The organism is Nitrosomonas sp., from assembly GCF_021731985.1.
GTDB lineage: Bacteria > Pseudomonadota > Gammaproteobacteria > Burkholderiales > Nitrosomonadaceae > Nitrosomonas.
Genome location: NZ_JAKFWH010000066.1, coordinates 1 through 11,574, shown reverse-complemented (window position 1 = coordinate 11,574; position 11,574 = coordinate 1). Strand labels below are relative to the sequence as shown.

Below are 11,574 nucleotides of genomic sequence, written 5' to 3'. Positions count from 1 at the left end.
TTTTAAGCCTAACTCTTTTCGAAAAAATACCTATCGATCAATTGGTTAAAAATACCGATGTGCAAATAACCATGTCGAACAATAATAACCAACTGAATCTATTCAATTAAATCTCCGGACACTTCTGATCCTGTAGCTAATAGCGCCGCAAAAGCATCCTCCGGTTATGGGCATCATAGATTTCCCTTTAAGCAAGGTGACGCCTAACGTAGAAGTCACCGGCGCTGCGCGGCTTTATCGCGCAGCGTCCGAGTGGACTGCCGGGTTGGGCGTTTTTAATTGCCTCGCTAACTTGAAGCCTATTTTTTCTGCCAGTAATACAGGAACTGCGTTCCCAATTTGACGCATAGCTTCACCCCACGCACCTTTGATGACGAAATCATCGGGGAAAGTTTGAATTCGTTTTGCTTCAAAGGTCGTTAGGTATCGAACGCTTCCATCATTGAAGCGGATCATGTTTTCACCACCTGGAACCCCGTGACCACCAGCTTTGATTGTTTTCGACGGCCAATCAAAATCGCTACCTGTATGCCCTGGATATGTACGCGCACCATCTCGAAATATGTGGTCGATTATTCCATGATCTGATTTTGGGTCTGGCATATCAAATAAAGCATCCCGCATGGTTTGCCATGGCAATAATTCTGGCTCAAACATTCCGTATTTGTCTTTTAGTCGAGATATTCTTTCTCTCAGTGGTGCGTCTAAATTAGATTGCAATAGTTTAGGTACTTTATGGCGATCCCAGTATTCACCAGTTACGTACATGTCCCAGAGAAGCCTATCTTCTGAGTGTGTTTCTATTGGGAATAACCAAGGTAATGAGATGTCTGCTCTTGTCCCAACAATCACAACACGCTCTCGTGTTTGCGGTACGCCATAATCTGCGGCATTTATCAGTTTGAACTGAACGTTGTACTTCTTCCCTGCATATGAAAGCCTGCCAATATTGCGAAGTTCATCGAGGTGGCTTTTCCAGTTGGCGGTATTGCATGCCATAAAATCTGGATAACTTAATCTAAGTATTATGTATTCAAAATACTCCGAAAAGGTTTGGCGTAACAATCCTTTTACGTTTTCAAATACAAATGCTTTAGGTGCTAGTTTTTCGATAGCGCGTATGGCATATGGGAACATGTCTCGGCTGTCCTGATCGGCTTTGTGCTTGCCGCCCAGTGAAAATGGTTGGCATGGCGGGCCTCCTGCAACAATGTCAATATCTTCAAGGCTGTCTAAATCAAAATCTTTTATGTCGCCAAAGAATACTCGCGTAGGGTCGAAATTCTCAGAGAGTGATTCGCACGCATGCTTATTAAACTCAACAAAGGCTGTGTGCTCAAAACCAGATAACTCCAAGCCTTTTGCTAGGCCGCCTGCACCTGAAAAAATCTCAAGGGTCCTCATTGCGTCACCCCCAGCTTCTTGAGGTGAAGACGAATATTAGAAATTATTGTATTTTTCTCGGCATGTTTTCCATTGCATTTATTTGCCCAAGTCCGACCTTCGTGAATAACATCCCAATCTGATTTGGCTTGTTCGTATCTACCACTTCCTGGGTCGTGATTGCCAAATCCATCAACGGCAGTATTCCAGAGCGGCTTGTTTAGTTTGATAAGGGCGGCTTCAATTGTGCTGATCATGTCTGAGCCTTCCTCTTCAAAAATAACGAAGCGGCACATGAAGTCCTCAAGCGACAGTTCGGCACCAAGGGAAATGTTCTTTCCATGCTCTCGCAGGCGACCGATGAGTTCGCGAGACTGATTTAGTGCGCTGTCTGATGAGCGAGCTTGCCGCCATCCTTTTGGAACGGCTTTACCAACGTAGATGGGATAGTCGTATGAAAGGCGGTTTAGCTCGGCGTATCGTTTGTACAGAGAATTACTCCCTGTGTAGTAGAGCGCGTACACCCCTGTTCCAAGAAAAGGTACTGGCGGAGGAAGCGTGTGGACAGGCGTGCCATTAAAGAACCTGACCGCATCTTTGACCAGTTCGGAAAAGGCATCGTTTCTATAAACATGCTCACTTCGATCAAATGCTTGCGGTTTCATACGGCGCTATTTCCAGAAACAGGGAGGTAGATTTTCTCATGGCGGGACTGTTTTGCCGAAGCTGACGCCCAACGTAAAATTGAGGGGCTCGCCCGCTTCTGGCGAGTCCCGCTCGAATGCCGGGTTAGGCTGTAACTAAAACCAGATTATCAATATGGATGGCGATTTCAGTGTACCCGCCCCCTCCATCTGCTAACTTCAGAATAACCAGATCATCGTTGATCTTTGATATTGTCGCTTTTGTCGGTTTTTCTGACAAAAGGAAGTACACCTCTTTGCCCAACATAGCTATGACACCGTTTCTGAAAGTGCTCATGATTTTTCCCCCTCACTTAAGGCAATCATTAAAGGTCGATCTACATGCTGTTCTGTTTTTTTCATCTATTCCTGGCTTGGCAATACAGTCCTCAAATGTCTTTACACATGCATTCCTTATCGCTTCACCAAAGGCGGTAGATGTGTTCCCCATGATTTTGGTGTCAAGCTTGCCAGTTGCTATGGCGACCGCAATCGCAGCGGATGTCTCGGCCTTTTTCTTGTCTGTTTCGATGAGACCAGTTATCTGCTTAATAATCTCTGTATGTGCAACTCCAACCTTTGTACCGTCTATCCAGCCATTGGACGCAGCCTCACATGTACGGTAGAGAAACTCTCTGGCCAGCAAGACTATTTGGGTTCTCCCTGCTAATTCAAGCGCTGTAGTGCTTGTTTGAAGATCGTTATTCAATGATGCCTTGTTGCCTGCACTTGCCGTTGAGCCGGTTCCACTATTAACGCTCGACGATGTGTCCGATGTAATACCGGTAATAAGCTTAAAAGTATCAGACATAGCAACATCCGGCCCTGGTTCGGCACAGCTAACAAAACTGCCAATATTGTTTTTATTCGTAATGGTTCTAAGTTGCGCGGGGATGGTGAGTGTTTCCCCCTTGCCTTGTGTTTCTCTTGAGGGTGCTAATTCCGCAGTCTTTTGAGATAAGAGACTGCTACAACCAGAAAGCAAGCTGGCAAGTAACAAGATTATCGAGAGTTTCTTCACTTGTTTTCTCCTTTGTAAGTGAGTCTATGGAAAATTGGCCTAACGTAATGTATAAGACATTTTGTCCGATAATCTATCGGATAATGTCGTATAATCTTGTCTGTTGGTAATTATCATCATGATACTATTGATTTATATTTTAATAAATAGCCGCTGACTCAGGAAAATACGACATCATCGCCTGCTAAAAAATTACTGGATCAAGTACGGGAAAAAATTCGTTTCAAGCATTACAGTATAAGTACGGAAAAGACCTATATTTCATGGATTAAACACTATATTGTGTTTAATGGCAAGCGTCATCCGGCTGATATGGGCGCAGTTGAAGTGGAAAGGTTCTTGACTTATTTGGCCAATGATCGTCATGTATCCAGTTCTACTCAGAATCAGGCATTATCGGCTATTCTGTTTCTGTACCGCGATGTGTTGGCGCTGGATTTGCCTTGGTTGGACGGTTTTGAGCGATCCAAAAAGCCCAAGCGTTTGCCAGTCGTGTTGACACCGTTGGAAGTTCAGGCATTGCTGCGTGTGAATCATCCTCCGCACCGGAACCGGTGGGTCTGATCGTCAGGCTTTTGTATGGCACCGGCATGCGACTGATGGAAGCGGTTCGATTACGTGTTAAGGATGTGGAATTCACGCGCCAAGAGATTATTGTGCGTGATGGCAAGGGTGGTAAGGATCGGATAACGATGTTGCCCGGCAGTTTACTGGAGGCGATGCAACGTCAGCTTGCAATACGCCGCGAGTGGCACGATGAGGATATTCGGGCAGGTAAGGCGGGTGTCTGGTTGCCGGATGCGCTGGCGGTGAAATATCCCAATGCACCTCGGGAATGGGGTTGGCAATATATATTTGCCGCCAGAAAATATTCGATTGATCCACGTAGCCAAGTTGAGCGCCGTCATCATGTTGACGAAAAACAAGTGCAACGCTATGTCAAGAAGGCGGCATTGACGGCCGGTATTGTAAAGCCAACATCGCCTCATACGCTACGCCACAGCTTCGCCACGCATATTTTGCAAGCTGGCTACGATATCCGCACGGTGCAGGGGCTACTGGGGCATAGCGATGTTTCAACAACGATGATTTATACGCATGTTTTGAATAAAGGCGGCAGGGGCGTTATCAGTCCGCTGGATAATTTGTGAAGATCATTTGAGATGGTTTTTAGTAACAAACGATCTGATTCTGCAGCATTCCTATGAAAAAATTCTCTCCCGATGACATCACAAGGCGTCTTGCTCATCTTCCCTGCCCAACGTATGCGGAAGATTTGCCGGTCAATCTTCGCTGGGAAGAAATAAAACGTACCATTGATCGCCATCAGGTCGTAATCGTATCCGGCGAGACGGGCTCGGGTAAAACCACGCAAATCCCTAAAATCTGCCTGGAACTCAAGCGCGGTGTGCACGGATTGATCGGGCATACGCAACCGCGCCGCATTGCCGCGCGCACTGTGGCCGCGCGTATTTCTGTTGAGCTGAATAGTCCACTGGGTCAAGCGGTCGGTTATAAAGTGCGGTTTGCGGACAAAATTAGCGCGGATTCCTATATTAAACTGATGACGGACGGCATTCTGCTCGCTGAGACGCAGGGCGATCCGCTGCTGCAGGCCTACGATACATTGATTATCGATGAGGCGCACGAGCGCAGTTTGAATATCGATTTCTTACTCGGTTACATCAGCCAGTTATTGCCGAAGCGGCCTGATCTCAAACTGATTGTCACTTCTGCCACCATCGACGCGCAGCGCTTTTCCCGGCATTTCAACAATGCACCGGTGATTGAAGTGACCGGCAGGCTATATCCGGTTGAAATTTTTTATCATCCGCCGGTTGTCGATGATGAGGAGGAGGGCGATATGCAGCAAGCCATCCTCAATGCGGTTGATGAATTGATCACGCTGGGTTCAGGCGATATTCTGGTTTTTTTGCCCGGCGAGCGCGAAATCCGGGAGACCGCCGAGACACTGCGCAAGCATCATTTTGATCGCCTTCGAACAGGCATTTCCGGCGTGGAGATATTGCCGCTGTTTGCGCGCTTATCCTTTGCCGAGCAGGAGCGGGTATTCCAACCCGGCGATACCCGCCGTATTGTATTGGCTACCAATGTTGCCGAAACGTCGTTGACCGTTCCGGGTATTCACTATGTGATTGATACCGGATGGGCGCGTGTTAACCGCTACAGTTACCGCAACAAGGTCGAGCAGTTGCTGGTGGAAAAAATCTCGCGCGCATCGGCGAATCAAAGGGCAGGGCGTTGCGGCCGGATAGCCAACGGGGTTTGTATTCGCCTGTATGCAGAAGTGGATTTTCAGGGGCGCGCCGAATTTACTGATCCGGAGATTCTGCGCTCTTCGCTGGCAACCGTCATTTTACGTATGAAATCGCTCAACATCGGCGATGTGGAAGATTTTCCGTTTCTGGAGCCGCCATCGCCGCGGATGATCACCGATGGCTATCAATTGCTGGCAGAGCTGGGCGCCGTTGATGACGACCGGCAACTCACGGCGATTGGCTGGCGTCTGGCCAAATTTCCGATTGATCCCAAAATTGCCCGCATGATATTGGCGGCAAAAAATGAAAATTGCCTGCACGAAATACTGATCATTACGGCTGCGTTAAGCTTGCAAGATCCGCGTGACCGGCCATTTGATCAACAGATGGCTGCCGATAATGCCCATCGCCGGTTTCAGGATGAGCGCTCGGATTTTCTGTCTTACCTGAAGCTATGGGATTTCTTTGATGAATTATTGAAGCATAAGAAATCAACCCGCAAACTGATCGACCAATGCCGGGAGCACTTCTTATCTTACCGGCGCTTGCGGGAGTGGCGCGAAATTCATGGCCAATTGCACGTGCTGGTCAGTGAACTCGGTTTAAAACCCAACGAAGTACCCGCCGGTTATGATGAGATTCATCGCGCTTTGTTGGCCGGATTGCTCGGGAATATCGGGTTTAAAACTGAGAAGGAAGGCGAATATCTGGGGGCCCGTGGTATCAAGTTCGCGATTTTCCCCGGCTCAGTGCTCAAAAAAGGCAAAGCCAAATGGGTCGTCGCTGCGGAATTGGTGGAAACCAGTAAGCTGTATGCGCGTTGTGTTGCGAGGATTGATCCGGCCTGGCTGGAAAGAATTGCGGGGAATTTATGCAAGAAACACCATTTTGATCCGCATTGGGAAAAGAAACAGGCGCAAGTGGTCGCGTATGAGCGCGTCACGTTGTACGGCTTAATCATTGTTACCAAACGGCCGATCCACTACGGCCCGATCAATCCCAAAGAATCCCGCGAGATTTTTATCCGCTCGGCGCTGGTTGCCGGAGAGTACGTCACGCAAGCGCCTTTCTTCACGCACAATCAAGAACTGATTCATGAAATCGAGGAGCTGGAGCATAAAGCGCGGCGGCAGGATGTGCTGGTTGACGAGCAAGAAATTTTTGCTTTTTACAATGCCATTATCCCGGAAAAAATAACCAACGGCGCGGGATTTGAAAAATGGCGGAAACAGGCTGAACAACAAGATTCCCAGTTGCTTTATCTGAAACGCGAATTGCTGATGCGCCATCAGGCCGGTCATGTCACGGAAGTTCAATTTCCAGAAAGCATGACATTGCTTGATGGCAGCGTTTTACCACTCACTTACCGCTTTGAACCCACGCATATGCTCGACGGCGTAACCGTTTCTGTGCCGTTGCCTTTGCTCAACCGATTGGATGCCAATCAACTGGATTATCTGGTTCCCGGTTTGATTCGTGAAAAAGTGACCTGGTATTTAAAAGCCTTACCCAAGCAGATTCGCCGCAACCTGGTCCCATTGCCGGAATCCGTCACTGAATTTCTGCAGGGAACGGCGAACACTTTGCAAAAGGGTTCACTGCGGGATGCTTTAGAGAAATTTATTATCAGAAAAACCAATATGCCGGTTCCTGCGGAAACCTGGCAAGACAAAGACATGCCCGCGCATCTGTTGATGAATATTCAAGTGAAGGATGATGCAGGGCAAGATCTGGCCATGAGCCGCAATCTCGCCGAATTGCAAATGCAGCTCGGCAAAGCCGCACAAATGACATTTGTAAAACGCGATGCCGGAAACGAAAAAATCAGTATTGAGCGTGATGCCATCACGCAGTGGGATTTTGGCGATTTACCGGCGGAAGTGGCGTTTAAACGCAATGGTCAGCAACTGACCGGTTACCCGGCACTGATCGAACAAACGGACAGTGTCGCCATCCGGTTATTTGATACGCAAGAAGCGTCGGATACAATGATGCGCTTGGGTGTAAGACGATTATTGTGCTTGGCACTGAAAGAACAGCTCAAACAGTTGGATAAGAATTTACCGGGACTCAAACAGGCCAGCTTGCAATTATCGACCCGGATGAATCCGGGCGAGCTGAAGCAAGATATGCTGAATGCCATCATTGATCGTGCGTTGCTGGGTGATGATCCATTGCCGCGCAGTGAATCCGAATTTGTAGCACACAACCAACGCGCTAAAGGCCGTTTGCCGGAAGCCGCGGCCGCTCTCGCCAGTTTGCTGCAACAAATAGGCAGTGAGTATCAAGTCCTGATGGGACGATTAGCAGCGCTTCGCAACAACACCGTAAAAGCTGAGCTCATTGAACAGCTCGACAATCTGATTTATCCCGGATTTCTCTGCCATACCTCGTGGAAAAGATTGCAGCAGTTTCCGCGTTATGTGAAAGGCATGGCATTGCGCCTGGAAAAACTATCCACCAACCTGGAACGCGACGAACGAAATAGCAGGGAAGTGGCCGCACTCTGGCAACAATATGTGCAGCGACGGGAGAAGCATCAGAAAATCGGATTGATTGATCAGAATCTCAATGAATTTCGCTGGCAGATCGAAGAATTGCGCATATCGCTTTTCGCGCAGGAATTGAAAACGCCGTACCCGGTGTCGAGTAAGCGACTGCAGAAATTGTGGGAGAGTGTGCGGGTATAACTTTAAGGGCCTCCGAATCACCCGTATTTGTCATTCCGAATGCAATGAGGAATCTTATGGAATCTTCGCGATAGATTTCTCGTTATACTCGAAATGACAGCTATTCAGAGGCCCTTTAATAATTTGACAAATCTTTACAGTGCCGAATAAACCACCGCAGCAATCAATCCGCCGATAATGCCGCCCACTATTGGTACATAGGCGTAACCCCAATCACTATCGCGTTTATTGGTCATTGGGAGAATCGCATGCATAATGCGCGGCCCGAGGTCACGTGCGGGATTAACCGCGAAGCCAGTGGGTCCGCCGAGGGACAGGCCGATACCAAACAGTAGCAGAGCAGCCGGTAAAGCATTCAATGTGCCCAGGCTTTCCTGCGGCGCAGCCATCATCATCACGCCAAACACCAGCATGAATGTGCCGACCGCTTCCGTAATGATGTTATTGAACGGGCTTCGGATCGCCGGCCCGGTGCAAAATGCCGCGAGTTGCATATCCGGATCGGTCGTTGCGTCAAAGTGCTGGCGATAGGTGATCCAGACAATCAATGCACCCAGCATCGCGCCCAGCATTTGTCCCAGCGCATAAATCGGTACCAAATCCCATGCAAATTTACCCGCAGCAGCGAGGCCGATACTTACCGCAGGGTTCAGATGCGCGCCACTGGAAGCGGCCACGGCATAAACCGCCACGAAAAGCGCAATGCCCCAACCGGCTGCGATGGTCAGCCATCCGGCATTATTGCCTTTGGATTTATTCAGCACGACGTTGGCAACGACACCATTACCCAATAAAACTAGAATAAAAGTACCTATTAATTCACCAAGAAAAGGAGTCATAGTTATCACCTTATTATTAAGTTGAACTTCGGAGAGCCTGCTTCTAGATGCGTAAGAAAGTTTGATTTATTGGTTTTGTTGTAGAAAATCTTTCTGACAATTCTGGAAGGCGCAATGATTATCACACAAAAATTACGAGAGATATATTTAGCAGTCTGCTGAATAACTATCTGCGTTGCCGACGCGGGGTTAAAAACAGGCGCAGAATGCCCATTTATTATGCGCAAACTGCACTTTTCGCCTGTTTATGCCTTGCATTAGCTGTCTAGCGTAGGTTTTCCGATGACCAGTTAGATCTAATGTGCCTTTATCATCAACGCGATTTCCAGTGCGATCTTCGCCAATAACTGCGTTGGTATAAAATAGATAAGCGATTTATTATTTAATTCCGGAGATTTCTTCCGCTTCAATCAACTCGAATTTGTTATCACCGACGTGTCTGAGTTTTACTTTATAGTACGTTCCCAATGCCTTTACCTGCTGGATGTCTAATGTTCCAGTTTCAGCCACAAAAACAGAGTTTTCGTTAAGATCTGCCGCTGCTGAAACTGCCAGTTCAAATTTATCGTGTTCAAGACCACGATTAAAAACTATTGTAATCGGGGATGTAGCGATAGAAACAGAAGTATCGCTATTCGCTTTAGTCTCGAATAATTTGAGTTGAATGCGATAGGCGCCGACACTGCCGCCTAACGCATTCGATGCATCAAAAATAGACATTTCCAAGTGTTCGTGCATTCCCCCATCGCTGCCAATTTCACCGATCACCGCGGGTGTATTACTGACACCGTCGGTTCGATACGAAATAGCATTGCCAAGCGCATCGGTAATTTCAATTCGTTCTCCGTTTGGCGCCGTCGTGCTCCATTCAGTGCCACTCCAAAATTGCAGTTGACCGACGGGTTGAAAACGCAACCAATTCCCAGGGGTGAATGCTCCTTTTGCGATATTGACATCAAAGCCAGGTTCATCCGTAGTGTAGAGTCCTCCGCCGATGTCTCCAAAATCCGGTTCGAACAAATTACTGTTAACAAATATTTCCGCACCGATTTTCCAGGGCTGGATGTCGCCTTCATGCGAGTGTGCTTGCGCAATAGCAGATATGGAAAATAAGCTAAGAACGAACGTCATAGTCAGGTTAATAATTTTCTTTAGCATGATAAGGCCTCATGAGTTGATTTAAGTTACTGTTTTATAATTTCTGCTTGCTTCAATTAAGATAATGAATGCCATTGTCCTCCTTGGATAATTACTGTTATTCAAAACCCCCGCCAATTTCTTCTAAGTGCTCCAAGCGGAATTTATCGTCTCCGATATTGCGCAAGGTTGCTTTAAAATTCTTTCCGTGTGTATAGACTGAAGGGATTTCCAGGATTTCGCTTTCAATGTCATAACGAACGGGTATGGCGTAGCGGGGTTTGTCGATTTGAACCGTATTGAGCACAAATATGTTTTCATCTTGTAGCTGCAATTGCGCGCGATAATGTTGATTGCTTGCCTGGATATCGTTCAGATTCAATATGCCGGTATTCTGGTCGTAGACCGCTGCCACATTCAATACAGTGGCGGGCGCTATAATCGGGATATTGCACAATCGTAGTGTGCATAAGTCTTTAGCCAGAGACGCATCGGTACGATCAATGACACCGTCGCGATTGACGTCAAGCATTGCATTACCGGGGTTAACCGGTTCATTGTTTTGGGCAGCCAATAGAATCAATGCCACATCGATTCGATCCACGTCGCTGTCTAAATCCACATCGCCGGGAATTGACACAGGGATTATTGGTCGTGGCGGATCCGGATCAGTGTCCGATGGTTTGCCAGCGAGCGCTATTAAGGCTGCAGCAAGCGCTGTCTCATCCAAGCCGGCATTAAACAAAATCAGGAATGGTTCTGAAGGAAAGAAACGTGCATTGGAAATAAGTTGCATTTCAACCAAATAGGCGCCTGCGGGTCCACCTATTTCGCCCTGTTGATTTTCCAGAAAAAAACTCAGATGGGTGTGTAAGATGCCATTATTGTTGGTAATATCGACCACTAATTCGGGATTGCCCAGAATGCCCTTAGCAGAGAAAATGGTACTGCCGTCAATGCCAAAGCTACCGTCACTAAAACATAGTAATTGCCCAACACATTTCGAGAAATCGTTGAGTACCTCGGCACTGGCTTCGAGTCCGCCGAACAGGGTAATTTGGATACCGTGAGGCGAATTCCCCCACGAAGATAACGCCGGATCCCAATATTTCAGCGCCCCAAGTGCGCGATAGCCTATCAGTTCGTTGGGTAACAACGCATTTTGAATCGATTGAAACCCCGGATTCTTGGTTCGGAAATCCCCCCCAGGAAGATCTCTAAAATTGGCCAGAAAGATAAGCTTTCCTGTTGTAGATTCTTTAGGTAAGGCTCCGGCGGGTAGTTCAAGCGTTTGTGCCAGTTTGCCTAAGTCGCACCCGACAACGCCGGGCGTGCGGCAATATCCGGCAAATACTGCATTGCCTTCTCCCCAGACTTCGACATCCAGGTGCTGGGCGACAGCTGCCTGATTCGATAACAGCGCAACAATCAGCAAATAAAATCGGATACGGTTGGTCATGTAAGTTTGATTTTCATTCTATGCAATTCTTGCCGTGGTCTTGTCATTAAGCAGATTGACTAAAAGGAGGCGCGCAACCCGAA

The 11,574-nt window shown here is 47.6% G+C and carries 10 protein-coding genes; 3 read left to right on the top strand and 7 right to left on the bottom strand.

Features of this window, described 5'->3' with window-relative positions:
• Positions 1–234 precede the first annotated feature (234 nt).
• The 4 genes from dcm to QZ942_RS10085 form a co-directional block, all read right to left on the bottom strand.
• Positions 235–1,404: a DNA cytosine methyltransferase gene (dcm, locus tag QZ942_RS10100; protein ID WP_292995201.1), complete on the bottom strand. Its 1,170-nt coding sequence runs from the start codon at positions 1,402–1,404 to the stop codon at positions 235–237.
• Positions 1,401–2,048, bottom strand: coding sequence for an Eco29kI family restriction endonuclease (locus QZ942_RS10095; RefSeq protein WP_292995199.1), 648 nt, complete (start codon positions 2,046–2,048; stop codon positions 1,401–1,403). Before QZ942_RS10095 ends, dcm begins: the two co-directional genes overlap by 4 nt.
• A 124-nt stretch (positions 2,049–2,172) precedes the next feature.
• On the bottom strand, positions 2,173–2,364 hold the full coding sequence (locus QZ942_RS10090) for a hypothetical protein (protein WP_292995197.1): 192 nt from the start codon (positions 2,362–2,364) through the stop codon (positions 2,173–2,175).
• Positions 2,365–2,376: 12 nt separating this feature from the next.
• A complete protein-coding gene (locus QZ942_RS10085) occupies positions 2,377–3,087 on the bottom strand; it encodes a hypothetical protein (RefSeq protein WP_292995195.1) in 711 nt (236 codons plus the stop codon).
• A gap of 153 nt (positions 3,088–3,240) precedes the next feature.
• On the opposite strand from QZ942_RS10085, the gene QZ942_RS14110 reads away from it, so the two are divergent.
• Genes QZ942_RS14110 through hrpA form a run of 3 tightly spaced genes read left to right on the top strand, consistent with a single transcriptional unit; the run spans position 3,241 to position 8,056 of the window.
• Positions 3,241–3,651 (top strand): phage integrase N-terminal SAM-like domain-containing protein, encoded by a 411-nt coding sequence (locus QZ942_RS14110; RefSeq protein ID WP_366836366.1) that lies wholly within the window; start codon positions 3,241–3,243, stop codon positions 3,649–3,651.
• Positions 3,642–4,238 carry an integron integrase gene (locus QZ942_RS14105; RefSeq protein ID WP_366836363.1) on the top strand — a complete coding sequence of 199 codons (597 nt, stop codon included), beginning with the start codon at positions 3,642–3,644 and terminating at the stop codon, positions 4,236–4,238. The genes QZ942_RS14110 and QZ942_RS14105 overlap by 10 nt, the downstream gene beginning before the upstream one ends.
• 53 nt (positions 4,239–4,291) lie before the next feature.
• The gene (gene hrpA, locus QZ942_RS10075) at positions 4,292–8,056 is read left to right on the top strand and encodes an ATP-dependent RNA helicase HrpA (RefSeq protein ID WP_292995193.1); all 3,765 of its coding nucleotides are present in this window, start codon (positions 4,292–4,294) and stop codon (positions 8,054–8,056) included.
• Between the two features lie 134 nt (positions 8,057–8,190).
• Here hrpA and QZ942_RS10070 read toward each other — a convergent pair whose 3' ends face one another.
• The 3 genes from QZ942_RS10070 to QZ942_RS10060 form a co-directional block, all read right to left on the bottom strand.
• A complete protein-coding gene (locus QZ942_RS10070) occupies positions 8,191–8,895 on the bottom strand; it encodes an MIP/aquaporin family protein (protein WP_292995191.1) in 705 nt (234 codons plus the stop codon).
• 378 nt (positions 8,896–9,273) lie between these two features.
• Complete coding sequence (locus tag QZ942_RS10065; RefSeq protein ID WP_292995189.1) at positions 9,274–10,053, bottom strand: hypothetical protein; 780 nt, start codon at positions 10,051–10,053, stop codon at positions 9,274–9,276.
• A 97-nt stretch (positions 10,054–10,150) separates the two neighbouring features.
• The gene (locus QZ942_RS10060; protein ID WP_292995187.1) at positions 10,151–11,491 is read right to left on the bottom strand and encodes a dockerin type I domain-containing protein; all 1,341 of its coding nucleotides are present in this window, start codon (positions 11,489–11,491) and stop codon (positions 10,151–10,153) included.
• Between the last annotated feature and the right edge of the window lie 83 nt (positions 11,492–11,574).